At 39.4% G+C, this 26,150-nt stretch carries 18 protein-coding genes and 1 pseudogene; 12 read left to right on the top strand and 7 right to left on the bottom strand.

Annotated elements, in window-relative coordinates; all coding sequences use genetic code 11:
* Positions 1–72: 72 nt before the first annotated feature.
* From V7K55_RS09310 to V7K55_RS09295, 4 genes are all read left to right on the top strand, one after another.
* Positions 73–279: a hypothetical protein gene (locus V7K55_RS09310; RefSeq protein WP_334830429.1), complete on the top strand. Its 207-nt coding sequence runs from the start codon at positions 73–75 to the stop codon at positions 277–279.
* A complete protein-coding gene (locus V7K55_RS09305; RefSeq protein WP_334830427.1) occupies positions 279–443 on the top strand; it encodes a hypothetical protein in 165 nt (54 codons plus the stop codon). Before V7K55_RS09310 ends, V7K55_RS09305 begins: the two co-directional genes overlap by 1 nt.
* Positions 444–958: 515 nt before the next feature.
* Positions 959–2,017, top strand: coding sequence for an SGNH/GDSL hydrolase family protein (locus V7K55_RS09300; RefSeq protein WP_334830425.1), 1,059 nt, complete (start codon positions 959–961; stop codon positions 2,015–2,017).
* A gap of 21 nt (positions 2,018–2,038) precedes the next feature.
* Positions 2,039–2,401: a DUF4864 domain-containing protein gene (locus V7K55_RS09295; protein ID WP_334830423.1), complete on the top strand. Its 363-nt coding sequence runs from the start codon at positions 2,039–2,041 to the stop codon at positions 2,399–2,401.
* A gap of 25 nt (positions 2,402–2,426) precedes the next feature.
* Here the strand turns inward: V7K55_RS09295 and larE are convergent, their stop codons facing one another.
* Positions 2,427–3,254, bottom strand: coding sequence for an ATP-dependent sacrificial sulfur transferase LarE (larE, locus tag V7K55_RS09290; protein ID WP_334830521.1), 828 nt, complete (start codon positions 3,252–3,254; stop codon positions 2,427–2,429).
* 110 nt (positions 3,255–3,364) lie between these two features.
* Entirely contained in the window at positions 3,365–5,185 is a 1,821-nt protein-coding gene (gene hrmK / locus V7K55_RS09285) for a hybrid histidine kinase/response regulator HrmK (RefSeq protein ID WP_334830421.1), read from the bottom strand.
* Between the two features lie 207 nt (positions 5,186–5,392).
* Here hrmK and V7K55_RS09280 point away from each other — a divergent pair, with 207 nt between their 5' ends.
* A complete protein-coding gene (locus tag V7K55_RS09280) occupies positions 5,393–6,259 on the top strand; it encodes a branched-chain amino acid ABC transporter permease (RefSeq protein WP_334830419.1) in 867 nt (288 codons plus the stop codon).
* Positions 6,260–6,280: 21 nt separating this feature from the next.
* Here the strand turns inward: V7K55_RS09280 and V7K55_RS09275 are convergent, their stop codons facing one another.
* Both V7K55_RS09275 and lipA read right to left on the bottom strand, forming a co-directional pair.
* Complete coding sequence (locus tag V7K55_RS09275; RefSeq protein ID WP_334830417.1) at positions 6,281–6,418, bottom strand: photosystem I protein PsaX; 138 nt, start codon at positions 6,416–6,418, stop codon at positions 6,281–6,283.
* Between the two features lie 167 nt (positions 6,419–6,585).
* Positions 6,586–7,518 carry a lipoyl synthase gene (gene lipA, locus V7K55_RS09270; protein WP_334830415.1) on the bottom strand — a complete coding sequence of 311 codons (933 nt, stop codon included), beginning with the start codon at positions 7,516–7,518 and terminating at the stop codon, positions 6,586–6,588.
* 343 nt (positions 7,519–7,861) lie between these two features.
* Between lipA and V7K55_RS09265 the strand changes: the two genes are divergently transcribed.
* Both V7K55_RS09265 and V7K55_RS09260 read left to right on the top strand, forming a co-directional pair.
* Complete coding sequence (locus V7K55_RS09265) at positions 7,862–8,548, top strand: response regulator (protein ID WP_334830413.1); 687 nt, start codon at positions 7,862–7,864, stop codon at positions 8,546–8,548.
* A 744-nt stretch (positions 8,549–9,292) separates the two neighbouring features.
* The gene (locus tag V7K55_RS09260; protein WP_334830410.1) at positions 9,293–14,968 is read left to right on the top strand and encodes a trifunctional serine/threonine-protein kinase/ATP-binding protein/sensor histidine kinase; all 5,676 of its coding nucleotides are present in this window, start codon (positions 9,293–9,295) and stop codon (positions 14,966–14,968) included.
* A 149-nt stretch (positions 14,969–15,117) separates the two neighbouring features.
* Here V7K55_RS09260 and V7K55_RS09255 read toward each other — a convergent pair whose 3' ends face one another.
* Positions 15,118–16,458, bottom strand: a complete 1,341-nt coding sequence (locus tag V7K55_RS09255; RefSeq protein WP_334830408.1) for a cytochrome P450 — start codon at positions 16,456–16,458, stop codon at positions 15,118–15,120.
* A gap of 165 nt (positions 16,459–16,623) precedes the next feature.
* Positions 16,624–17,595 carry a terpene synthase family protein gene (locus V7K55_RS09250; protein ID WP_334830406.1) on the bottom strand — a complete coding sequence of 324 codons (972 nt, stop codon included), beginning with the start codon at positions 17,593–17,595 and terminating at the stop codon, positions 16,624–16,626.
* Positions 17,596–18,201: 606 nt separating this feature from the next.
* On the opposite strand from V7K55_RS09250, the pseudogene V7K55_RS09245 reads away from it, so the two are divergent.
* The 5 genes and pseudogenes from V7K55_RS09245 to V7K55_RS09225 all read left to right on the top strand — a co-directional run bounded on the left by V7K55_RS09245 (position 18,202) and on the right by V7K55_RS09225 (position 23,981).
* Positions 18,202–19,524: pseudogene (locus V7K55_RS09245) on the top strand (sensor histidine kinase).
* A 29-nt stretch (positions 19,525–19,553) separates the two neighbouring features.
* Positions 19,554–20,705 (top strand): FIST signal transduction protein, encoded by a 1,152-nt coding sequence (locus tag V7K55_RS09240; RefSeq protein WP_334830404.1) that lies wholly within the window; start codon positions 19,554–19,556, stop codon positions 20,703–20,705.
* Positions 20,706–20,711: 6 nt separating this feature from the next.
* The gene (locus tag V7K55_RS09235; protein ID WP_334830401.1) at positions 20,712–21,761 is read left to right on the top strand and encodes a sensor histidine kinase; all 1,050 of its coding nucleotides are present in this window, start codon (positions 20,712–20,714) and stop codon (positions 21,759–21,761) included.
* A 225-nt stretch (positions 21,762–21,986) separates the two neighbouring features.
* A complete protein-coding gene (locus V7K55_RS09230) occupies positions 21,987–22,529 on the top strand; it encodes a methanogen output domain 1-containing protein (protein WP_334830518.1) in 543 nt (180 codons plus the stop codon).
* Between the two features lie 84 nt (positions 22,530–22,613).
* Positions 22,614–23,981: an ATP-binding protein gene (locus V7K55_RS09225; protein ID WP_334830399.1), complete on the top strand. Its 1,368-nt coding sequence runs from the start codon at positions 22,614–22,616 to the stop codon at positions 23,979–23,981.
* Between the two features lie 276 nt (positions 23,982–24,257).
* On the opposite strand, the gene V7K55_RS09220 is transcribed toward V7K55_RS09225, so the two are convergent.
* Positions 24,258–25,862: an NAD(P)H-quinone oxidoreductase subunit N gene (locus V7K55_RS09220; protein ID WP_334830397.1), complete on the bottom strand. Its 1,605-nt coding sequence runs from the start codon at positions 25,860–25,862 to the stop codon at positions 24,258–24,260.
* Positions 25,863–26,150 lie beyond the last annotated feature (288 nt).

Genomic DNA, 26,150 nt, shown 5'->3' with positions numbered 1-26,150 from the left:
GCAATATGGAATAACTGCAAATCGCAGAAATAGAAGCTACCTTTACAACCCTTGGTTGTTAATTTATCAATAGTGAATATTAAACTCGTAGAATCTCTAATACAAGTTATCCTCTCTCTCTCTGATGAAGATCGCTTTCTTTTGGAAGAAAAACTGTTTTTCGATTCATCAGAGGCTTCAACTCGCGATCTAATTCTACTTGCTCAAACTGGAGGAGCCTTTAACTTTCTTGAAAATGAACCAGACATATACTCACTTGACGACGGAGAACCTATTTAATGTCTCTCCAAAAAGGTGATATCGTCTTGGTTCCATTTCCATTTACAGACTTGAGTGCAACAAAGCTACGCCCTGGTTTAGTTTTATGGATAGACACTATAGGGGATGATGTCACTTTATGTTTTATTTCATCTCAAAATATAAGTAGTTTGAGTCCAGAATAGTTCATTTTAGAACCTTCAGATCCAGATTTTACTAGTACTGGATTACGGGTTGCTTCTAAAGTTAGGGTGACTCGAATAACTACCATAGAGCGTAGACTAATCACCAGAAGAATAGGTAAATTAGGAGCAAGTCAAGTTCAGCAGTTGAATACAGTCATGTTTCAAGCTTTGAAACTAACATAATCTTTCGCTTGCTCATGAAGGGCAGATAATCCTATGATATAATCTCCAAAGTTATACACACTTATAATATTTGTGACGACTAAGTTCTACGAAATAGTTATTTTGTAAAAATAGTACTTTCAGTATCAGTATTCTCGCAAATCAGACTTGTATACCACCGAAAAAACTGTACTTTAAAGAGATCGTAAATTGTCTAAGATAATCTCCTCAACACACTTTACAGAACTATACAGTGTAAATAAGAATAATAACTTAACCGAAGTAAAATTTTCCTGAATGCAGGCAATTAATGTTGTGATAGGGAAAAGAGTGAGTAGAGGAGAGAGAAAGCGATGAGGGACCCTTATCTGTTGGCAGCAGGCTTGTTAACAGGATTAGCAATACCGGCATCGGCTCTTCCACATTTGTCAATTGTCCTGCCAGAAAGTTCTAGATTCCTGTGGGATTTAAAACAAGGCTCGCAGGTAATAGTAAGTAGACAAATCATCCCCAGTGTTGATCTCTCCTTACCAGAACTCAGTGGGCAAGCGTTCCAACCCCTAAAAAATTCACAGCCGACGGTAGACGAGAAAAATGTCTCTAGCGTACCCGAACTAAGTAGTGAAGGATTACCAGCCTCAACAGAATCATTAGCCAACCCCAGCGCCCAAGCAACGGGTATTTCATTGACATCTGGTAATCAACTTTACTACCAAAGATTGGCGGCTCTGAAAACAGGTCAGATTTATACGCGCGTAAATAGTGATAATTTGCAATCTTTGTGGGAGTCGATCAGGAAGCGTCAACTAACTTATGATGACTGGAAAAGTTTATTAGCTTTAGAAGCTAGAGCGATCGCTCAAGGTCAAGGTACAAATCATCTAAGTATCTTAGTTGGTGATTCTTTGACTATGTGGTTCCCCAAAGAAAAACTACCAGTTGGGACATTGTGGCTGAATCAAGGCATATCTGGAGATACTTCTAGTGGTGTTTTAAAAAGGTTGACGGCATTTTCGGCAACTAGACCAGATGTAATTTATGTTATGACGGGGATTAACGATTTACGAAAAGGCACGAACGATGACACACTTTTGCGTAATTATCGCCGGATTGTCCATCGCTTACGCCAGGCTCATCCACAAAGTCAGATAATTGTCCAATCACTTTTGCCGACTCGCCTCCGAAAACATCTCAATAATAGTCATATTCGTCACATTAATGTCCAACTGGCCCAGATTGCCAAACAAGAAGGCGCTTATTACCTAAATATTTATAGCTGGTTTACAGATATGGAAGGCAATATGCGCCCAGAGTTGACTACAGATGGTTTACATCTGTCGCAAGAGGGTTATGATGTATGGCGCTCTGCACTACAGCAGATAGAATACAAGGTGACTAAGCGTGAAGATTGAGCGATCGCTACTTTTAGATTTATGGAAGTTACCGACAACGATGCGATCGCCATCCGTTCTCTAATTGAACACCAATTGGCCGCCTTGAAGAAGGATGATGCCGAAGGCGCTTTTGCCTTCGCCAGTCCGGGAATTCAGGCGCAATTTGGCACACCAGAAAATTTTATGCAGATGGTGAAGATAAGCTACCCAGCAGTATACCGTCCTCGTTCTGTCTTTTTTGAGAAGATAACAGCCATCCAGGGAAACATAACTCAGCCAGTGCTACTACTTTCCCCCGATGGAGTTCCCTTTAGAGCTTTATATTTTATGGAAAAACAGCCGGATAATGCCTGGAGGATTAACGGCTGCTTTCTAGTTTCTGTAGAAGGTATAGAAATATAAACTGGATCTCTATAGAACCAAAATTTTATAATTTAACGCCCAAGGCTTCCCGATTCAAAACCTGATTCAACTTACCGCTACGATAACCTTCCAAATCCAGAGTTACGTAAAGAAATCCGAAATCCTGAAATACAGAAACTACTTTTTGTAAATCTGTTGTTAACACAAAATCTTTAATTTGCTCTGGTGATAATTCAATGCGTGCTGTATCCCCTTCCGATCGCACGCGCAAATTCTGCCAACCCAGCTTTCTTAAGAAAATTTCTGCTCTCCCAACTCGTTGCAACTTAGCGACAGTAATCTCCTCACCATAAGGAAAGCGGGAACTAAGGCAAGGTTGAGCGGGTTTATCCCACCAAGGTAAACCGAGTTGTTGCGAAAGTTGGCGAACTTCAACTTTAGTGACACCCACTTCTGCTAAAGGCGATCTCGCCCCTCTTTCTTTCGCTGCCTGAATTCCTGGGCGATAATCATGCAAATCATCGGCATTTACGCCATCTACTACGTAGGGATAACCCAACTGCAAAGCTAAAGGTTTGAGAGTGTCGTGCAACTCACTTTTGCAAAAATAACAGCGATTAACCGGGTTGGAAGTGTAATTAGGATTTTCCATCTCGTGAGTCTGGACGATTTTATGAGGAATCCCAATAGTTGCGGCTTGAACTTTGGCATCTTCCAACTCTTCTGGCAACAGCGAAGGAGAAACAGCCGTGACAGCCAGAGCGCGATCGCCCAAGGCATCATAAGCAATTTTGGCAACCAAAGTGCTATCAACACCCCCAGAGTAGGCAATCAACGCCTGCTCCATCTCTTGAAATAAGGCTTTTAATTGCTCAAATTTTTCTGTCAGCATCATTTCCCAATCCTGCCTAAACCCTACAGCACCCAACAATTTCTATTGTAGTCATTGGGCATTGGTCATTGGTCATTGGTTATTCCCCTTGTCTCCCTGCTCCCTGCCTCCTATATTGGCGGGTTGCTGTACTTGGCTACCAGACTGGCTAAAAGTGGTAAATCAATCGGTTTAGAAATATAGTCATTTGCTCCAGCTGCTAGACAGGTTTCGCGATCGCCTTTCATCGCCATTGCTGTTTGAACAATTACCGGAATCGTGTGATACTGCTCGTGTTCTCGCAGTTGTTGCACCAAGTTAAGACCATTTTCATCTGCCAGAAAAACATCCATTAAAATCACTGCTAGGTCTAGCTGTGTTAGAGCTTCCCACATTTCGGCAGCATTCTTGACCCAAGTGACCCGATATCCCAATTTTTGGAGATAAATTTGCATCAAATCAGCATTGGGTAAGTCATTTTCTATCAGTAAAATATCTATGGAAGAACTAGGGGTGAAAGGGAGAGAAGATGAGGAATATTTTGCTTCATCATCTCTCTTATCGATTCCCACTTTTGCCTCTTGCTTAAGGGGAAGCACAAGAGTAAAACGGGAGCCTCTATCTACTTCAGATTCAACTTTCACAGAACCACCGTGAATTTGGGCAAGTTTGCGAGTCACTGCTAAACCCAAACCAGTACCTTCAGCACCACCAGCGACAGCCTTGGCAATTTGGAAATAGGGTTCAAATAGTTGAGTCTGGTCTTCTTGAGAAATGCCAGTGCCAGTATCCCAAACTGTAAAATGTACAGATACACCTTCGGGAACAACCTGTAAGCCAACACTTCCTTTGCTGGTGAACTTTAAGGCATTGAAGAGTAAATTCAACAGCATTTGCTTGAGTCGCAAAGAGTCAGCTACTAGGGTTGTAATATCGGGGTCAATTTCTAGACGCAGTTTTAAACCCTTACTAGCGGCTTTCTCTTTCACCATTGCCAAAACATTTTTACACAGCAATCGCACATCTACTATCTCGCATTGTACCTCTAGCTGATTTGCTTCAATTTTAGAGAGATCCAAAATATCATTAATTAGAGCTAGCAAGTGCTTGCCGCTAGACTCAATAATATTTAAATACTCTTGCTGACGTTCTTTAGTTGGTTCATACCCTGGAGTTAAAAGCAGATGGGTAAACCCAAGAATGGAACCAAGTGGTGTGCGAATTTCGTGGCTGGTGTTTGCCAGAAACTGATTTTTGAGTTGATTGGTGCGCTCCAATTCTTGATTAGAGTTACTTAACTGTTGATATTGTTGCTGCCAAAATTGGATATATCTAAGTTGTGACAAGGCTGTTGTACAGTAGTTGGCAGACCTGCCCATTAATTCCGATCTGAGTTGAGCTTGTGATTCTATGAGTGGATCGCGATTAAAGCTTAGGGGCGCTGCGGCGATAATTAGCCAGCCCATAACGCTACCAGAATCATCAGCTAACCGCCAAGCATTCGGTGGCTGTTGATTCTCAAGCTGTTGCAAATCTTCGATTTCTATAACCTCTTGCAATCTTAACAGCAGCTTTTTTTCTGCTGTCAGCACTTCCAGAAATAAAGGTTGTGAGTTTGGGGATGGAGAACGAGAAACATAACAAACTGTGGCAACAGTTTCTTGTGGTTGAAATAGAGCGATGCCGACGGCATAATCTGTAAGCGCCAGATTACCGCTGTTCATTACACTGCTAATCTCGTTAACCACAGCTTGGAGAATTTCTGCTTCTGCGGCTTCTGCCTGTAGGACATTGTTACAAGCAGAAAGCAGGTAATGATTAAGGCGACTTTGCAACTGGTTCAAGCTGCTCTCCAGCCACAACTTGGCGCGAAGTTGCTGAATTGTTGTCAAAAGTTTTGGCGTTGCATCTATCTGTGAGTTGTGGTCTGGTAAGCTTGAGTACTGCTGCATGGTCAACTAGACCGCTGAACAAGTTTAGCTTCACATAAAAATCCAAAAAGGATTTTTATGTATATTAGCGGACAATTCTTTTTTATTTATAAACCATAACTTATGTTGTTATAAACCATAACTTATGATGTCGAGTTTAGCAGCTAGTCCAAAAAAATTATTATATGAACCACTGACCTAAAATTTTTAAACCGCAACTTAAGAATTATGGATATACAATTCGCCCAACTAATCGTCAATGGAATTGCGGTAGGAAGCATTATTGCTCTAGCCGCAGTCGGACTCACTCTTACTTATGGAATTTTACGGTTATCGAACTTTGCTCATGGTGACTTTCTCACTTTAGGAGCCTATCTCACTTGGCTGATCAATAGTATTGGAGTTAATATTTGGCTGTCAATGATCCTGGCAGCGGTAGGAACAGTAGCAGCAATGCTCTTATCGGAAAAGTTATTGTGGTCTAGGATGCGCTCTATCCGTGCTACTTCCACTACGCTAATTATTATTTCTATCGGACTTGCCTTATTTCTTCGCAATGGCATTATTTTAATCTGGGGTGGCAAGAACCAAAATTATAATTTGCCTGTTACCACAGCTTTAGACATCTTTGGCTTAAAAGTACCGCAAAATCAATTATTGGTATTGGGGTTAGCGGTGCTAGCAATTTTGGCGCTGCATTACTTGCTGCAAAATACCAAAATTGGTAAGGCGATGCGAGCAGTTGCTGACGATCTAGACTTAGCTAGGGTTTCAGGTATCAATGTTGACCGAGTAATTTTCTGGACTTGGTTAATTGCTGGCACTCTTACGTCATTAGGCGGCAGTATGTATGGGTTAATTACAGCCGTGCGTCCCAATATGGGGTGGTTCTTAATTCTACCGTTATTTGCCTCAGTGATTCTTGGGGGGATTGGCAACCCTTACGGTGCGATCGCAGCAGCTTTTATCATTGGCATCGTCCAAGAAGTCAGCACGCCCTGGCTGGGTTCACAGTATAAACAGGGTGTAGCACTGTTAATCATGATTTTGGTGCTGCTCATTCGTCCCAAAGGTTTATTCAAAGGAACGATTTGAGCAGCACCATTCCACTTCTAACTATTCAATAATGTGGAAATACCAGGCTGCTACCAGGAAATTGATAGCTAACAAGAATATTGCCCAGCCTGTGCGATAGGCGTAGGGAGGTTTAGCTCCACTGTCGGCAACTGCGGAAGTCTTAGCTTTAGCGGTCATAATGCGATTCTCCTAATGTCATGACTTTTTAAGAAATACCAAACTGGCGTACCAAAAACCCAAATTCTTTAAGAATATTTGTGTGAATTTGGGAATTGAGGATTGGAAGAGGCAAAGGGGTAGGGCGCAGGGGGTAAGGGAGAGAATTAAAATTACCTCTTTCCCCTCTACTCCCTGCTCCCTGCTCCCTGCTCCCTCTCCTCTTCTCCAGCATGATAGGAACTGCGAACCAGAGGCCCAGAACGGACATGATTAAATCCCATTTTCCATGCTAATCTGCCGAGTTGATCGAATTCCTCTGGAGTCCAATATTTTTTGACTGGGAGATGTTCAAGAGTTGGACGCATATACTGCCCAATAGTCAAGCGATCGCATCCCACAGCCCTTAAATCAGCCATTGCTTCAATGACTTCATCAAGTGTTTCTCCGTGTCCCAGCATCAAACCTGATTTGGTGGGAATTGTCGAATCGATTTCTTTAACCATAGCCAGTACCAGAAGCGAGCGATCGTATTTAGCTCCCCGGCGTACTGGCCCAGTTAACCGCCGCACTGTCTCGATATTGTGATTGAAACACGCTGGTTTAGCTCTTACAATCATCGCTATCCGTTGGTGTTGACCTGATTCCCCAACACCAGCACCACCCCAAAAATCAGGGGTCAGCACTTCAATTTGAGTTTCTGGGTTTAATTGGCGGATAGTAGCGATCGTCTCCACAAAATGCCTTGCGCCCCCATCGGGCAAGTCATCACGGGCAACAGAAGTCAGCACCACATAACGCAATCCCAAAAGCTGTACTGCTTGTGCTACCTTTTGGGGTTCCTCTAAATCAAGAGGCATCGGTGCATGAGCTTTATCTACTTGACAAAAAGCACAAGAGCGTGTGCAGGTAGGCCCCATTAGCAAGAAAGTTGCAGTTTTCTGGGCATAGCACTCTCCCCGGTTAGGACAGCGCCCTTCTTCACAAATTGTGTGAATTTGGCGCTGTTTAATAATGCGTTGTACGGTAGAGATTTCACTGGCTTTACCGATAGGGCGACGTAACCAGCTAGGCATTGCTGCAATTTCAGACTTTAGTTCAGCTTGTTGTGACGAAATCATAGATATCCAAGCAAGATACGGATATTAGAGGAGTGTTGTGTCAATTAACAAATGATAGATAAGAATAGACGCAGCAAGCGGGAAATGCGGGAACACTCTGAATGAAATCACCGTGTCTCCGTGTCCTTTATGCCTCAAATCAAAGCTAAAGCCTTAAATATCACCATGACATAAATCGAAAAAACAGTAAGCAAGGGTTTTGTAAAACACCTATAACAATGTCATTTATACCGAAATATACTATCCCCCAATTGCTAGAAATTTTGTATATAGTGGGAGGATTCTCAAGGACAATCGGCAAAGCCGCTATTTACACTTAAAGTTTCTGTTAGAGCAAACAGTCGTGGCAAGCAACAAGATTTTAGTTATCGATGACACTACAGTTGTCAGGGTAAAAGTACGAGAAATGTTGCCTCCGGGCAATTTTGAGGTACTGGAAGCAAAAGACGGTTTAGAAGGACTAAATTTTATCCTTCAGGAAAAACTCAGCCTGATTATGCTGGATTTCCTGTTGCCTAAAATGAGTGGCTGGGAGGTTTTCCAGAAAGTTCAAGCCGATCCGGAATTAAGGAAAATTCCTTTGGTGATCATGTCTGGTCGCAAGGAAGAAGTAACTGAGAAAATCACAGAACCCTTTGAATACTTTGAATTTCTGGGCAAGCCTTTCGATCAAAAGCAACTAATTAACGCAATTAAGTTAGCGATGACCAAGGCGAAACAGCCACGCCCAGAATTAGTTGCAGTCGGAGCGGGGGTTGCTGTTAAAAATAGCACAGTTACAACCTCTAGTGTTGCAACTGCTACAGTAGCAGCCCCTAGCGTCGCAAACACTGCGACGTTAGCAACTCCTACTGCTGCAAATACTGCGATGCCTACGGCGGCAAGCAACGCAACCCCTACTACCGCAGGAGTCTCTGAGGCAGAAATTAATGCCTTGAACGAGAAAATTGTCAAAATGCAAGCTGAAATCGATGGCTTGAAGAAACAGCTAAGTCAGGTTGTGACTTTTATTAAACAAAAAATCAAGTAGCATTTGTACTCATTATTATTATCGCAGTCGAAAACACCCTGTTTTTCATAACGGGTGTCCGATTAAAAGCGGGTAAAAATAGTTAGTTCAAAAACACTTATGTTGACAAATCATCGTTGACAACAAAATTCAAAAACAGGAAAAAATAACTAGCAATTATCTGCGCCTTTATAATTTTTGAATTTTGAATTCTCTATTCGCGCAGCATCTTCGTAGGAGAAGATGTTTACACTCTAACAAAGTAGTCTTAAACCAACTAAACCTGCCGCAGTTTGCTCTTAACCTAAGAAGAACGGCAGGCTTTTTTATTGTTTAATTTGCTATATCCAAAATCTACATCACAACTTCATAGTTAGCCCAACACGGTTTGGTTAAGGTGTTCGTCTCTCGAATATCCCCCCAACCCCCCTTAAAAGGGGCGCTTTTTCTAATCTTTACCCCCTTTTTAAGGGGGTCGCCGTAGGCGAGGGGATCTTATCCGAACCGTATTGATAGCTGGCTCACAGAAAAAAGCAGTAAAAGCAAATATTTACCAGATAAACTTAGTAACTATGTGCTTGGTAAGCTTATGTCTTTATACCCAAATTATCCTGTTCATAATTACATAGTTCAAGAGCAGATATTTAGGTAAAAACTATTTTCATTAATACAAAATAAACAGACAAAATTATTATTTCATGATAATGATAGCCTTCACACGGGAATACTAAACCATAGAAACAAGAATTATGAGCATAGTCTACGATGTTAGTAGTATTAGATACATTATATGCGTTTCCTGGCTATCGCATCACCGAGCAAATTTACTCCGGCAGTAAAACCCTAGTTTATCGGGGCATTAGAGAACAAGACCAAAAACCAGTCATTCTCAAGTTAATGCGGAACGAATATCCTACGTTCGCGGAAATAGCCCAGTTCCGCAATCAATATATCATTACCAAAAGCCTCGATCTTTCTGGGATAGTGAAAACCTATAGCTTAGAAAGCTACCGTAATAGCTACGTCCTAGTGATGGAAGATTTTGGTGGCATTTCTCTACAAGATTGGCGACTAGAGAACAAGGAGAAGGAGGAAAATTGTCTTTCCCTCAATGAGTTTTTCCCCATTGCTATTAAAATTGCTTCTACCCTTGAAGGACTGCATCGCGATCGCATCATTCACAAAGATATCAAGCCTGCAAATATCTTAATAAACCCTACCACAGATGAAATAAAAATCATCGATTTTAGTATTGCTACTCTCCTACCAAGAGAAATTCAATTTCTCACTAATCCCAATATCCTAGAAGGGACTTTGGCTTACATTTCTCCAGAACAAACAGGAAGGATGAACCGAGGTATCGACTATCGGACTGATTTTTATTCCCTTGGTGTTACCTTCTTTCAACTCCTCACCGGACAGTTACCCTTCACCACTAAAGATCCGATGGAGTTGGTTTACTCTCATATCGCCAAACAATCCCTAAAAGCCAGCCGGATTAACTCTAAGATTCCGGCAATTTTGTCTGAAATTATCAGTAAACTGATGGCAAAAAATGCCGAAGACCGCTATCAGAGTGCTTTGGGGTTAAAGCATGACTTGGAGGTGTGCCAAAACCAGTGGCAAGATATAGGAGATATTGCTCCTTTTAAACTAGGTGTGAGGGACATCTCAGACCGTTTTGTAATCCCTGAAAAACTCTATGGTCGCCAAGCTGAAGTTGAAACCCTACTCGCTGCTTTTAAGCGTGTGACAGAAGGGGCAACAGAAATGATATTAGTTGCGGGTTTCTCTGGCATTGGCAAAACTGCTGTGGTTAATGAAGTCCACAAACCGATTGTCCGGCAGCGTAGTTACTTCATCAAAGGAAAATTTGACCAGTTTCAACGTGACATTCCCTTATCAGGATTGGTGCAAGCTTTTCGAGACTTAATCGGGCAACTACTCTCAGAGACTGATGCCCAAATTCAACAATGGAAAGCCAAAATTCTGCTGGAATTGGGTACACAGACCCAGGTAATTATCGATGTAATTCCTGAACTTGAACAGATTATTGGTAAGCAACCTCCGGTTACAGAACTCTCTGGTATTGCTGCCCAAAATCGCTTCAATTTATTGTTTGAAAAATTCATCCGAATCTTCACAACTAAAGAACATCCTCTAGTTATTTTTCTCGATGACTTGCAATGGGCAGATACAGCCTCTTTGAAATTAATTCAGTTGTTAATGTGTGAGAGCAGATTGTCTTCTCTTTCAGAAGAGACAGAACGGATGCATGAAAATCCGGGAGGGTTATTGTTAATTGGTTCCTATCGAGACAATGAAGTTTTCAAGGTAGATCCGCTTTATTTTATATTAAAGGAGATTGAGAAATCAGGAGCAGCTATTAATACAATCACCCTAGCACCCTTAAATCAGGGTGATTTAAATCATCTCATTGTTGATACTCTGCATTGTCCTGAAGTAGTTGCAGTTCCTCTGACCCAAATGGTGTTTGCTAAAACGAAAGGCAACCCATTCTTTTGTGTCCAATTCCTTAAGTCTTTATATGATGAGGGGCTAATCGGATTAAACTTTGATGCCGGTTATTGGCAGTATGATATTTCTAAAGTCAAAGAATTAGCTCTCACAGATGATGTAGTGGAATTTATTGCCCTGCAAATAGAAAAATTACCAATAAATACCCAAAGAGTTCTGAAGCTTGCTGCCTGTATCGGTAATCAATTTGACTTAAAGAGTCTAGCGATCGTCAATGAAAAATCTGTAATAGATACAGCATCAGACTTATGGCAAGCATTACTTGATGGATTAGTTTTACCACAGGCTGAGAATTACAATATTTTTGCAAAAGAAAATACTAATCAAGAATTTACTGTTCATGGAATAGAATCTACACAATTTTCAAGTTCTAATTTACAGCTACCTAAATATAAATTCGTACACGATCGAGTTCAGCAAGCCGCTTATTCTTTGATTCCTGAAGAACAAAAAAAGCCAATTCACTTAAAAATTGGGCTACTGTTATTGAACAATATTCCGGTTGCAGAACAGGAAGAAAAGATTTTTGAGCTTGTCAATCAGTTTAATATCGCAGTAGAATTCATCTCCCCTCAAACTAAACGAGATGAACTAGCCCAGATGAATCTAATTGCTGGACGTAAAGCTTTAGCATCAACAGCTTATCCGGCTGCTCTTAATTATTTAACTACTGGTATCCAACTGCTGACAGATGATAGTTGGGAGACAAAACATGGTCTTACCCTAGCTTTATATGAGACTGCGACAGAATCAGCATACCTGGCTGGCAATTTTGAACAGATGGAGGAATTAGCAGAGGTAGTGTTGGAAAGTGAAACACTGCTAGAAAAAGTAAAAGTTTATGAAATCAAAATTCAGGCTTATGGGGCGCGAAACCAATCACTAGAGGCTGTAAATACTGGTCTAACTTTTTTGAATCTTTTAGGAGTCAAGTTTCCTGAACATCCAAGTCAATCTGATATTCAGTTAGCAATGGCAGAATTAACGTTGAATCTCAATGAAAGACCCATTGAGGACTTAATTAATCTGCCAAAAATGATAGAAGCCCAACCTCTAGCAATAATGCGTATATTATCAACTGTAAACCCTCTTACCTATGCAGTTGCTCCTGAACTTTTTCCGCTCATTGTTCTGAAAACAATCGATTTATCGCTCAAACACGGCAATGCTCCTTCCTCTCCTTTGGGCTATGGTAATTACGGGTTAATACTCAGCAGTTTAGTAGGAGATATTGAGTCTGGCTATCAATTTGGCAAACTATCTAGTAGTTTGGCAGATAAGCTGAATGCTAAAGGTGTTCAAGCTAAAATTCTGCTAGTATTTAACACAACTATTAGGCATTGGAAGGAACATACTAGGAAAGTATTAAAACCTTTAATGGAAGGTTACTATGCCGCACTAGAAATAGGAGATTTAGAATATGCAGCTTATTATCTTCACTCTTATTCCTATTCTTCATATTTCATTGGTGAAGTCCTCACAGGGTTAGAAAGTGAGATGGCAAATTACAGTAATGTCATCAGACAAATTAACCAAAAAACAGTATTTAACTGGATTACGCTCCATCAACAGAGCGTCTTGAACTTAATAGGAAATGCAGTAGATCCCTGTTATTTAATTGGTGAAGCTTACGATGAAAAAAAGATGTTGCCACTTTACCATGATACTAATGATGTCATGGGAATTTTCTATTTATATGTAAGCAAACTACATCTCTGTTACCTATTTCGGCAATATCCTTTAGCCTTACAGAATGCTACTTTAGCAGAAAAGTATTTACAAGGTGGAATAGGACAGCAGGTTACTCCTATTTTCTACTTGTATGATTCACTAGTACGACTGGCTGTATACCCTGATGCATCGGGTGATGAACAAAAGTGTATTCTGAATAAGGTTCAAGAGAATCAGCAAAAAATGCAGCATTGGGCACATCATGCTCCAATGAATTATTTACACAAATATTATCTTGTAGAGGCAGAAAGGTATCGGATTGGTGGTCAATATCTTGAAGCAATGGAATTTTACGATCGCGCTATCTTTCTTGCTAAAGAACATGAGTACATTAATGAAGAAGCCCTCGCTCAAGAACTCGCCGCCAAATTTTATTTAGAATGGGGTAAACATAAGATTGCCCAAACCTATATCACAGATGCTTACTATAGTTATATTCGTTGGGGAGCATTAGCCAAAGTTGATGATTTGGCAAAATACTATCCTCAATTGCTTGCTCCTATATTCCAGCAAGAAAAAGTGAGTATCAATTCCAGCGAGGAAAGCACTTCTTTCAATCACACATCTATATCATCTCTATCTACCCTGAGTAATCAACAAACTGTTATTGGCTCGAAGACAAGTATTTCTGATTCTCTGGATTTAGCCGCATTCATTAAAGCTTCTCAAGCACTATCTGGAGAAATCGAGCTTGAGCGACTACTTTCTACTTTGATGGAAGTTGTTATGGAGAATGCGGGAGCTTCTAAATGCGCTTTAGTTTTGAGCGAAGGGAATAACTTAGCATTAACTGTCACGGCTATTTGTTCAAGTTCCAATTTTGAGCATACCTACACTGAGTTTCCATCCACTTCCCTTGAGTCAAGCTACGATGTTCCCATCACTTTGATTAACTATGTTAAGCGCTCCAGAGAAATCTTAGTTATTGATGATGCAATGGCTGTTTCTTTTCTAGCAGGTGACAACTATATTATTAGTGAAGAGCCTAAGAGTTTATTGTCTATACCTCTTCTAAATCAAGGTAAATTGATTGGGATTCTTTACCTAGAAAATCAGCTGACCACAGGAGCCTTTACCCACGATCGCGTAGAAGTTCTCAAACTCCTTACTACTCAAGCAGCAATATCTCTAGAGAATGCTATTCTCTACAAAAATTTGGCACAAGCTAAGGAAAGCTTAGAGGAATATAACCATACCTTAGAAGAGAAAGTCCAGGAAAGAACTCAGGAACTCAACGACAAAAATCACTGTTTACAAGAAACTCTCCAGGAATTACAGCGTACCCAAATTCAATTGATTCAAAGTGAAAAAATGTCTTCTCTAGGAGAAATGGTAGCGGGGATTGCTCATGAAATCAATAACCCGATTAACTTTATTCATGGCAACATTAGTCATGCTAGTGAGTATGTCCAAGATTTGCTTAATTTGGTAATTGTTTATCAACAAGAATATCCCCATCCTTCACCTTTAATTGAAGAAAAACTTGAGGAAATTGATATATATTTTCTAGCAGAAGATTTGCTAAAGATTCTCACTTCAATGAAGGTGGGGAGTTCGCGTATCCGAAATATTATTTTGGGCTTACGCAACTTTTCTCGCTTAGATGAATCTGAGATGAAACCTGTAGATATTCATGATGGGATAGACAGTACCTTAATGATTTTGCAACACCGAATTCAGGAAAATAGCAATTTTCCTGAAATTGAAGTTATCAAACAATATGGGAAATTACCGGAAGTTATTTGTTATCCTGGTCAACTCAATCAGGTGTTTATGAATATCCTGAGTAATGCAATCGATGCTTTAGAAGATTCATTTGTAATTAGTCATTCATTATTGGTAAATGACAAAGAACAAAGAATAAATGATCTAGATGCATTATTAGCTTCTGATTTTGTCGGGCAAATTCGCATCTTTACTGAACTAACAGATTCTAATACGGCGATAATTCGGATTGCCGATAATGGTTCTGGTATGACAAAAGCGGTACAGCAGAAAATATTTGACCCATTTTTTACTACCAAGTCGGTAGGAAGTGGCACAGGGTTAGGACTGTCCATTAGCTATCAGATTATTGTGGACAAACACAAAGGTACTTTAACCTGCGATTCCACATCAGGAAAGGGGACTGAGTTCGTGATTGAGATCCCGATGCAACAGTCAGATATCTAGACTCAGTAGGTAAGCAAAAATATTTCAAGCAAGTTTGTAGTAAGCACTAAAGTGCTTACTACAAACTTGCTGATCCATCAATTTAACTTGAAAATCTATTAAGATACGGGTGTAGTTGTCATATTAATTAAAGACTCTTGACACGCACGTTATCCTATCATTACCATTTTGACTCCACTACTTGGAGCAAGGTTAAAACCTCGACGCTGAGGTTGTTCTGGCCGCCGATTAACTAGCATCAAGTCATAGTGTGACACAATGGTTGCTAATGCTAGCTTAATTTCAAATAAAGCCAAAGCTTCGCCCATACAACGACGGACACCACCGCCAAAGGGTAGGAATTCATAGGGAGAAAATTGATGTTCAATAAAGCGCTCTGGTTTAAATTCCTTAGATTGGGGATATAAATCCTCTCGATGATGAGTGAGATAAATACTGGGAATCAGTATAGTTCCAGCATCTAAAGGATGTCCCAATAATTCCAGGGGTTCTTGCACTACTCTGGGAAACGAAAACATGGTGACGGGGTAAATTCGCAGGGTTTCATTACAGATAGCTGTGAGATATGGTAGTCGGGAAATGCTTATAGGATCTGGAGAATCACCTAGAGTATCCAGTTCTTGGAGCAGTTTTTCACGGACTAAAGGCTTTTTGTGAATCCAGTACAATCCCCAAGCCATTGCCGTTGCAGTAGTATCATAGCCAGCAAGTATTAGGGTTATTAACTGATCGCGCAACTCTTGATCTGTCATCGGTTGACCTGCTTCATCCCGACATGATATAAGCAAAGAGAGAATATCGGTGCGTTTTGGATCGCGTTGTTGCTTACACTCAACAATTTCAGTGTAGAGAAATTGATCAATTTTCTCTCGAATGCGCAGGAACTTTCCCCAAGGACTCCAAACTCCTAAATCTTGTTGCAAGAACGAGAAAAGAAATAAACTAGAGGTAAGAGGCGACTCAAAAAGCTGTAAGAAGGATGGCAATAGTTGCCTAAGTTTTTGAATTTTTTCTCCTTCATAAAAGCCAAAGATAGCCTGTAAAATAACTTGCAGAGATATTTCTTTTGTGAGGTCACGAGCAAAAAATGGCTTATTTAGTGGTAACTGACTAAAGATTTTTTCAGAAGCATTACAGATTAGCTGACCGTAGGCTTGCATCCGCTCTCCATGAAAAGAGGGTGTCACGAGTTGTCGTTGGCGTTTGTGGCGATCGCCCTCCAGCATCAGAACTGAATAATCCCCTAGAAGAGGCTTTAAAATTCCGTTGAGTTCGCCCACGGCTGTAAACTTTTTGCGATCGTTAGTTAAAATTTCCTGAATTGCTTGGGGTTGATTCACAAAGACCACTGTATCGCCAAAACCAACTATTTCACCAGTAAAAATATCAGGATATTGCTGGGCTGCATTTTCCATATAGCCTATTGGGTCACTAACCCAATGAAGCTTTTGTACTAAAGAGGGACTTTTGAGAGGATTAGGTAGTTGCATCTATTTTTTTTGAAATTATGGTGAGTTAATGGCGATTTATTCTTCCTACTATTTTTTATACGCAGGAGATGAAATATTTATTAAATACAAATTGAAATGATGCTAGTTAATATTACAATTTCACTGCTTAACTAACTTTAGCTAGTCAATTTAGGTTAAATCTGATTATTTGAATTCTATTAACTCCAGCCTCTCTAAATTTTGATAGCGAGAGGACTGGTAACACCAATCGACATTACCACGAATCCAACTATGCATTCCTGATATATATTTGGTAATTTCAACATCTAATTCTTCCCTGTAATCTGGAAGAAATGATTCTGTTCTGATTAATGAATGTACTGCTTCATTATGGATATTTGTCACCTGATCTATTGCTTCTTCTATAGAAATTTTATTGTGATAATGCAAGACAAATATTAAATTGTGAACATCACCGCTAGCTATTTCTCTGGATACTGAAAAGATATCGTTAGACCAGGCAATAATATCAGTTGTAATTAGTTCCAGCTTTTTCACAAGGGAGTGGTTTCTTGAAATATCAGGAATCATAAACTGATTACAAAATTCCGCTAATGCGAGAACAGCATAAACTCCTACGCTTGATCTACGTATCATAATATAAGTGTCCACATCAGGTACAATTCCCTTGGCGCGGTTGGTTGCTTCCTGAACACACCCACAAAAGTAGTCTTCCAAGTAGCTGATAAAATAATTGAACCATTTTATGCTAGCTCTTTGGATAGTTCGTTGTCGTAAGTCAATTAATGCATGACTAAATAGTGTATCCTGGCTCGTAAGTTCTGCACCATTAAGTATTTCCAAATATCTTTGGTGAAAATTATTTAATACTTCAGGTTTGTTTTTTAACTCTGATAGATCGCATTGATCGTCCCAAATAAACACCCAACTCAGCCAGTCATGTGCAATCTTCAGTTCTTCAATATTGCTGTAAGGATAAGCAGATGCAGCTAATAAAAAAAATTTAGACTTGCAAAAACGCTGATAAGATGATTCATTTGGCAAGAGTTTGAAGCGAAGTACCCATTCAAGAGAGTACTCTTCTAGAACATCAACATACTTATTAGTCTGAGATGGAAATGGACAGTACAAACCAGGACAAAGTAATTGATTCATAACAATGTATTAGTTTAAAGTACCAAAAAAATGGGTTGCCCTACCACACAGACAGTAGCTCGATATTATTCTTTAAAGAGTCTTTGAAAACTTTTAAAAAAATTATATATTTAAAATGCACAAGTTTCATTTACACCACTACATAGTAGTATGTAAACACATATAAATATTTCAACAGTTATCTACATACTTTTATTAAAAAATAAAAGTAGCCACTTCTGTGTGTCTCCAGGAAAAAGAAATATGGTTGACTAACTGAAAAGGTTAACTGATGGGGATCAACAATGTAACTTTAGCACTACATTTATAAAAAGACAAGGGTAATAATAACTAATTTTAGAGCGATCGCCTTCATGAAAGAGGATCTTCAACTCTAGTGAAAGTGCAGATTTGTAGTTGATGGCTATGTTGGAGCGATCGCTCCTATGGTCGTATAGAGCAATTTGGTGTGAGAATGTTGCTGTTATCAGACTTTTTGGGAACTATAGGATTGTCAGAGAAAAAAATTGTCAGTCCGTCTGCGAAAAAAAGTAGAGGTGACTTAGCTGCGATCGCAGGGCAATAGTAAACAATAAACAAGGAATTAACTTAACTTAATTTAAATATATGAATTCCAAGCCATATTTACAAATACTTAATCTGCCAGAAGATAGTTTGATTTTAGTGGTGGATGATACTACTACAAATCTAGAAATTGTCTTTAACATATTAACCAATGTTGGCTTTAAAGTCGCTACAGAAAATGATGGAAATAGGGCAATAAAGCAGGCCGAAGATAGACTACCCGATTTAATTCTGTTAGATGTAATGATGCCGGGATTGGATGGATTTGAAACTTGTCAAAGACTGAAAAAAAACTTAGCTACTTGTGATATTCCAGTAATTTTTATGACAGCCAATTCTGATACTGATAGTAAAGTAAAGGGTCTAAGTATAGGAGCAGTTGATTACATCACTAAACCCTTTCATGAAGAAGAATTATTAGCTAGAATTAAAACCCATTTGCAATTACGAAATCTCACAAAAACTTTAGAGAAACGAGTTGCAGAAAGGACAGCAGCGTTGTCTAGGGTATTAAAAGACCTACAAGAGTCTCAACTTCAGCTTGTACAGACAGAAAAAATGTCTGCCCTTGGTCAATTAGTAGCAGGAGTTGCTCATGAGATTAATAATCCAGTTGGTTTTATTCATGGCAATCTCGGACATGCTTCAGTATATTTCCAAAACATGATTAACCTTATTGATCTCTATCAGCAGCACTATCCTAATCCAGTTCCAGAAATTCAAGAGGAAATTGCAGCGATAGATTTGAAGTATATGCTTTCCGATCTACCTAACTTAATTTCCTCAATGAAAGAGGGTGTTCAGCGCATTCGTAATATTAGTACTAGTCTGAGAACCTTTTCTCGCGCAGATAGCGATCGCAAAGTTTCTTGCAACATTCATGATGGCATCGATAGCACAATCATGATTCTCAAACACCGCTTAAAAGCATCTGAGGGTCGACCCGAAATTCAAATCATTAGAGATTACGATAATTTGCCAGATTTAGAATGCTTTATCGGACAATTAAATCAGGTATTTATGAATTTATTAGCCAATGCTATTGATGCTTTAGAGGAGTCTAATATAGGACGAACTTATATTTAGATTGAAGCAAATACTAATCAAATTTTGATTCAAACCACTCTCACTGAAAACAATAATCATATTTTAATTCGGATTAAAGATAATGGGGTGGGAATGTCGCCTGATGTTCAGGAAAAAATCTTTGACCATTTATTCACCACCAAGCCTGTGGGTCAAGGTACAGGATTAGGATTATCAATTGCTCGTCAAATTGTTGTCGAAAAACATGGAGGAACTCTAGAGGTAAATTCAGCACAAGGACAAGGTTCAGAGTTTATCGTTAAACTTCCCATTTCATAATCATACTCAGTGGCGTTATAGGAATCTTTATGTTTAAAACAGTAGTAGGTCACAGCAACGATCCAGATTCTCTATCGGCAGTTGAAGAAGTTATTCAGCAATGTGTCGGTTCCCTTACAGGAGATATACCAAAAGCTGGGGTTCTTTTTTGTGCGATTGACTTTGAACATTCTCTGATTTTGCAGCAAATTTATCAGGCTTTTCCGGGAATTGAGTTGATTGGTGGAACAACAGATGGAGAAATTTCTTCAGTCTTAGAGTTTCAACAAGACTCAATTACCTTAATGTTGTTTTGCTCAGATGAAGTTGAAATTTATGCAGGAGTTGGACGCAATGTTTCAGGCGATCCAATTACTGTAACTAAACAAGCTGTAGAGCAAGCCAAAGCAAAAAGTAATGCAACTCCAAAGCTATGTTTAACTCATCCAGAGAGTCTTACAACTAGTGGTGTATCTATATTGAATGGCTTAAAGTTAGCTCTTGGTCAAGATGTACCGATATTTGGTGGTTTAGCAGGCGATCAGTCCAGATATCAAAATACATATCAATTTTTTCAAACAGAAGTATTAAGTGATTCTGTACCAATTCTGCTTTTTTCCGGCACAATATTGTTTTCTCACGGTGTTGCAAGTGGTTGGCATCCCATCGGTCAAACAAGCCAAGTGACTAAGGTAGATAAGAACATACTCTATGAAATAGATGGTAAGCCAGCTTTAGATTTTTATCATCATTATCTAGGTTTACTTCCTCCTTCAATGGAATATCCTCTAGCAGTATTTGCTCACAATGGAGACAACTTTTATATAAGAGCGCCTATTGCTTACAATCAAGAATCTGGTAGTATCACCTTTTTTGCAGATATTCCAGATGGAGCTGTGATTCAAATTGCAGAAGCAGGTTATGAAGATATTTTGGCAGCTTCCAAAGCATCATTCATGAATGCCTTAGATAATTATCTAGGTGTAGAGCCAAGTGCTGTTTTATTTTTTTCATGTGTAGCTCGTCGGCAAATACTTGGTACGAGAGCAAAAGAAGAGTACCAGAATACAAAACTCTGTTTGGACTACCATTTACCTGGCTGTGGATTTTATTCTTATGGAGAAATTGCTCCTATAGATAAAATTAGCCAGACACAATTTCACAATGAAACTTTTGTAACTTTAATTTTGGGAACTCGGTAAAAGCTGATGGAAATTGTGGATTACCAAAAAGAAATTAAGGAACTAAAAAAAGCGAATAGAATTATCCAAAAGCAATTAGAGCGTTCTGAGGCAGATCGGGTAAAATTAGAAGAGACAAATGAAAAAAAAGAATATTTGCTCAGGAAAGTAATTGCTGAATTAAAGGAATATCAAAATAATTTAGAAGAAAGAAGTAATGAATTAGAGATGATGCTTCTTAATCTTCAGATAATGCAGAATAAAATGTCTAGTTTAGGAAGTCTTGTTGCAGATGTAGCTCATGAAATTAACAACCCAGTTGGTTTTATAGCAGGTAATCTGACTCCGGCTCAAGAGTACATTCAAAATTTGTTACATCTGATCGATCTCTATCAGCAAACTTATCCTGAAACATCTCAAGAAATTCAAGAGACAATCAAAGTGATGGATATAGAATATATATGTGAGGATTTACCTAAGCTTATTTCATCAATGAAGGAAGGCACCGATCGTATTTCTAATATTAGCAACAGCTTGCGAAATTTCTCTAGAGCAGATACAGAATATAAAGTTTTATTTAACCTTCATGAAGGTATTAATAACACTCTCATTATTCTCAAGCACCGTTTGAAAGATAATAATATTCGTCCTGCTATTCAAGTAGTTCAAAATTATGGTGAGCTTCCTCCTTTACAATGCTTTCCAGGACAACTCAATCAGGTATTTATGAATCTGTTGGCAAATGCAATTGATGCTTTAGAAGAATCTAATTATGGATTGAGTTTTGATGAAATTAAAAAACATCCTAATCAAATTACCATTCATACTGCTAGTGCCAAAATTGAAGATATAAATCACGCATTGATTAGGATTCAAGATAATGGCGTAGGAATATCGGCTGACATCCAGAAAAAAATGTTTGACCATTTATTTACAACAAAACCTGTGGGAAAAGGAACAGGATTAGGATTATCAATTGCTTATCAAATAATTGTTCAAAAACATAGGGGAACTCTAGAAGTAAAATCTGTGTTAGGAGAAGGTTCTGAGTTCATCATCAGCATTCCCATCTCTTAAAATAGTAAATCCATCAATTTTTAAAATTAATTTTATTTAAAAAAGATTCAATTTCAAGACCAGGAACTGTTGCAACGACAAGATTCAGCAATTTTGATAGCGATCGCAACTTCTTGGAAATATAAGCAAACACGAAATTCTCTTAAGAAAGATATCAAGCAGTTACTTTATGGGTATTTTGGGGAACTCTATAACTGTAGTTCCAAGATTGTACCCTTAAAATTTATGACTAATGCACTTAATCATTCGATAGCTACGCTTAATCTTTCTTTAGAACGCGATATATTTTTACGTACACTAATCAGAGAATTATCTGGCACTTTGCAGGATGTAGTTGGCTTAGAAGAAGCTTCTGGATTTATTAGTGTAGTTGGTGAAAGGATGGCTAAACAGCTTGACCAAGATTACAAATCCGCCCTGGAAGTCTCTAAACTTTCCCGTAAGCAGGTCGCTGATGTCTTGATTGATTTAAAAAAACGAATTCAAGGCGATTTTTATATTATTGAGCAGGATGATGAAAAAATTGTCTTTGGCAACCGCATCTGCCCTTTTGGGGAAAAAGTTCTAGATCGCCCTGCCATGTGTATGATAACTTCAAACGTTTTTGGGACGATCGCAGCTAATAATCTGGGATATGCGAAAGTAGAATTGCAAGAGACCATAGCACAGGGTGCTTCTGGATGTAGAGTGATTGTTTACTTAAAATTTACAGAAGAGGCAGAAGATGCAGAAGGTAGAGAATACTTTAGAGGACTAGAATCTGTGTAAACTCTTCATTGTTAAAACAACCCTAATATACAAGCTTGAGTGCAGATATGTAAATTAGAATCGAACCATGAAATTGGAAGCCTTATGACTCCTGAACAATTTCTTGAATTTGCCAGAGTTTTACCAGAACCTTTACTCCTGGTGAGTGGAGACGGTCAGTTGTTAGCTACCAATCAACCAGTAGCAGAGATGCTGGGGTTACGCCGTCAAGAACTGCCAGGAAGAATGCTATTTGAACTTGTAACTCAGTCTACTGAGGATGTTGTTAAGTATCTGCAAGCTTGTTCAAGTAGTAGAGCAATGGTTATTGGCTCTTTGACTTTACGAAATAATGATGGACAAACATTAATATGTCGTAGCCAAGGAGCCGTTATTCAACCTTGGTCTCCTGGATCTTCAGCTTTAATTCTCTTACGCTTAGAAAATAGAAATTTAGCCAGCAATAATTTTCTTCTTCTAAACCAGAAAATTGATGAGTTAGCAAGAGAAGTGCAAAGACGTAAAGAAGCAGAGGAAGCACTCAAGGAAGCTAATCAAGAGCTAGAAATTCGGGTTGAGGAGCGTACCAATGCTTTGCAAGAAACACTAAAGGAACTACAACTTACCCAAACTCAGCTTATCCAAGCCGAGAAAATGTCTAGTTTAGGACAGATGATCGCTGGTATTGCTCATGAAATTAATAACCCCGTGAGTTTTATTTATGGGAACCTTCACCACGCCCATAAATACACTCATGATTTACTGAAATTGGTGCAAATTTATCAACAAGTTTGTCCAAATACTCCCGAAATCCAAGAGGAACTAGAAGAAATAGACTTAGAGTTTCTGATTCAAGATATAGCTAAACTCTTTCAGTCAATGACAGTGGGAACAGAGCGAATTCAGGAAATTGTTAAATCGCTACGTAACTTTTCCAGACTCGATGAAGCCGAACTTAAGGAAGTTAATATTCACGAAGGAATTGATAGTGCTTTAATGATTTTGGAGCATCGACTGCAAGCTAGGCATGAGTATCCAGAAATTCAAGTTATCAAAAAATATAGTCAACTACCCAATGTAATTTGCTATCCTGGTCAACTTAACCAAGTATTCATGAATATTCTTGCTAATGCTATTGATACACTGGAGACGTTGGCAGCCAATTCACAAGTAACTGACAATCAAAAGCAGATAAATAATCATCCCCAAATTAAAATCAAAACTGAGGTAATCGATGAAAAATGGATAGGGATTAGTATTGCTGATAATGGTTTGGGAATAAATGAACAAGTTCACTCAAAGGTATTCGATCCGTTTTTCACTACTAAACCTGTGGGTAAAGGCACGGGACTAGGACTATCTGTAAGCTATCAGATTATAGTTGAAAAACATGGCGGACAACTTAGCTGTTTTTCTGTTCCAGGGAAAGGCGCAGAATTTGTTATCAAGATACCTATTAACTCAGCCTCATAAAGTTTAAGTTATAGCAATCTTATATAAGGTTGCGCTTTATTTTAGTAAAGTTCTATAAGCACATCTTCATACAGTAAGATGATAAAAAAATACAATGGCTTGTGATTAACTGAGATACAAAACGTATGACTCAAAATCAGATATAAATAATTTATATCTCCTGCCTCCAAACCTGTAGCTTTGTACTTTATGCAAAAAAACTGCTGTATGACAAACGCCTGTCTGCTAATCAGCAAACAGGCGTTTCTTTGATGACAAAGTTGTACTGAGACTCGGTTAAATCTTAGCGGTAGAATCAACTGAGGGTTGAGACTGACTAACCGAATCTAACTTTGGCAAAAGCAGTAGATTTTGTGCTTTGACATTACTGTTGATTGTTGCTTGCAAAAATGCGGTATTGGAGATGGAATTGTTCGCCAATGTAAACAGTGGATTCGACAAAATTCCTGCTATGGAAGTAGCAATTAATGTTACCACCAACCCGACTTGCAAGGGTCTTAGCCCAGGCAAATCCCAACGTACTTGTGGATAATTCTTCACCGCGTCGGACATTTCATGGGGTTCTTTGACTACCATCATCTTAACTACGCGAATATAGTAGTAGATGGAGACGACGCTGGTAACTAAGCCCAGCAAGACTAACCAATAAAGTCCTGCTTGCCAACCAGCCCAGAATAGGTAAATCTTGCCGAAAAACCCAGCCAATGGTGGAATACCACCCAAGGAAAGCAGGGCGATACTCAACGCCAGTGTTAGGAGTGGGTCTTTTTGATATAAACCAGAGTATTCGGCAATCTGGTCGGTTCCTGTCCGCAGTGAGAACAGGATGATGCAGGTAAAGCCACACAGGTTCATGAACAAGTAAACCAGTAGGTAAAATATCATACTGGCATACCCTGCTTGTGTCCCAGCAATCAAGCCAATCATCACAAACCCAGCTTGGGCAATGGATGAATAAGCTAGCATTCGTTTCATGCTGGTTTGAGCTAGGGCGACTACGTTACCCAAAATCATGCTCAGAACGGCTAGAGCAGTGAAGACAAACCTCCACTCGTCAGCAACAAGGGGGAAGGCTGTTGTCAGTAAGCGGATGGCTAAGGCAAACCCAGCTGCTTTGGAACCGACAGATAAAAAGGCGATGACTGGGGTGGGAGCGCCTTCGTAAACATCTGGTGTCCACTGGTGGAAAGGTGCGGCAGAGATTTTAAAGCCAATCCCTGCGATCGCAAAAACTAAGGCAATCACTAAACCTAAAGATTGTCCCACTTTTGCTGTGGCAATGCCATTTGCGATCGCACTTAGTTCAGTTTGTCCTCCAGATAATCCATACAGCAGTGATACACCGTACAAGAATATTGCTGTACTGGAAGCTCCAATTAACAAGTATTTCAGCGCCGCTTCATTGGAGCGGGGGTCACGCTTGGTATAACCTGTTAGCAAGTACGAGGAAATACTCAGGGTTTCTAGGGAGATGAAAATCATCACCAACTCACTAGCCCCGGATAAAAACATCCCTCCAAGAGTAGCACTCAGCAAAATAGCGATGAATTCGGCTAAAGGAGTGCCGCTTTGCTCGACGTAGCGAATTGACATCAGTATAGTGACAGCCGCAGACAAGGCAATGATGCCGCGAAAGACGATACTCAGGTCATCACCATTAAAGCCACCGGTAAAAGAGATGGGATTAGGATTGTCCCATTGAAAATATAGGGCGACAATCGAAGCAAGTAAACCTGCGATCGCTAGATATCCAATCCAGCGTGCGGATGTACGCCCCAAAATCAAATCAACAATCAAAACCCCCAAGAGGGTGAGAATAACAATCCCCTCTGGTAAAATCGTTCCAGCGTTCAACTGGGATGCAATATTAGCAAAATCCATGAGATGTATAGGTTTTGGCGATTAGACATTAAGGCTAACTCTGTTCACTCTAGCAAGTTTTCTAATTCCCGGACTACCTCTTTGAACAAGAGCTTAATATTTCACATTAGCAAAATTCGATCGAGAGGCGGTGCTAGAAGCTCTTAGGCTTTATCTGGACTAGGGGAGTCACAGTAAGCTAATAATTTCCGGTAATACAGCACTTTGTGTAACGGTTTGGTACAGTAGTTGAGAAGATAAAAGTAAAAAATCAGATGAAACCCTACTCAGTAGACCTGCGGGAGAAAA

This window comes from Nostoc sp. (assembly GCF_036919895.1).
In the GTDB taxonomy this organism is placed as follows: Bacteria; Cyanobacteriota; Cyanobacteriia; order Cyanobacteriales; family Nostocaceae; genus Nostoc.
Note: the sequence above shows the minus strand (reverse complement) of the source record. Positions and strands in the feature narration are given on the sequence as shown.

Coding starts and splice junctions, on each gene's coding strand:
- V7K55_RS09230 (WP_334830518.1), top strand. CDS start 21,987: ATGACTAATGCACTTAATCATTCGATAGCTACGCTTAATCTTTCTTTA.
- larE (WP_334830521.1), bottom strand. CDS start 3,254: ATGCTGACAGAAAAATTTGAGCAATTAAAAGCCTTATTTCAAGAGATG.
- V7K55_RS09305 (WP_334830427.1), top strand. CDS start 279: ATGTCTCTCCAAAAAGGTGATATCGTCTTGGTTCCATTTCCATTTACA.
- V7K55_RS09280 (WP_334830419.1), top strand. CDS start 5,393: ATGGATATACAATTCGCCCAACTAATCGTCAATGGAATTGCGGTAGGA.
- V7K55_RS09255 (WP_334830408.1), bottom strand. CDS start 16,458: ATGCAACTACCTAATCCTCTCAAAAGTCCCTCTTTAGTACAAAAGCTT.
- V7K55_RS09220 (WP_334830397.1), bottom strand. CDS start 25,862: ATGGATTTTGCTAATATTGCATCCCAGTTGAACGCTGGAACGATTTTA.
- V7K55_RS09225 (WP_334830399.1), top strand. CDS start 22,614: ATGACTCCTGAACAATTTCTTGAATTTGCCAGAGTTTTACCAGAACCT.
- V7K55_RS09300 (WP_334830425.1), top strand. CDS start 959: ATGAGGGACCCTTATCTGTTGGCAGCAGGCTTGTTAACAGGATTAGCA.
- V7K55_RS09250 (WP_334830406.1), bottom strand. CDS start 17,595: ATGAATCAATTACTTTGTCCTGGTTTGTACTGTCCATTTCCATCTCAG.
- V7K55_RS09235 (WP_334830401.1), top strand. CDS start 20,712: ATGGAAATTGTGGATTACCAAAAAGAAATTAAGGAACTAAAAAAAGCG.
- V7K55_RS09295 (WP_334830423.1), top strand. CDS start 2,039: ATGGAAGTTACCGACAACGATGCGATCGCCATCCGTTCTCTAATTGAA.
- lipA (WP_334830415.1), bottom strand. CDS start 7,518: ATGATTTCGTCACAACAAGCTGAACTAAAGTCTGAAATTGCAGCAATG.
- hrmK (WP_334830421.1), bottom strand. CDS start 5,185: ATGCAGCAGTACTCAAGCTTACCAGACCACAACTCACAGATAGATGCA.
- V7K55_RS09275 (WP_334830417.1), bottom strand. CDS start 6,418: ATGACCGCTAAAGCTAAGACTTCCGCAGTTGCCGACAGTGGAGCTAAA.
- V7K55_RS09260 (WP_334830410.1), top strand. CDS start 9,293: ATGTTAGTAGTATTAGATACATTATATGCGTTTCCTGGCTATCGCATC.
- V7K55_RS09240 (WP_334830404.1), top strand. CDS start 19,554: ATGTTTAAAACAGTAGTAGGTCACAGCAACGATCCAGATTCTCTATCG.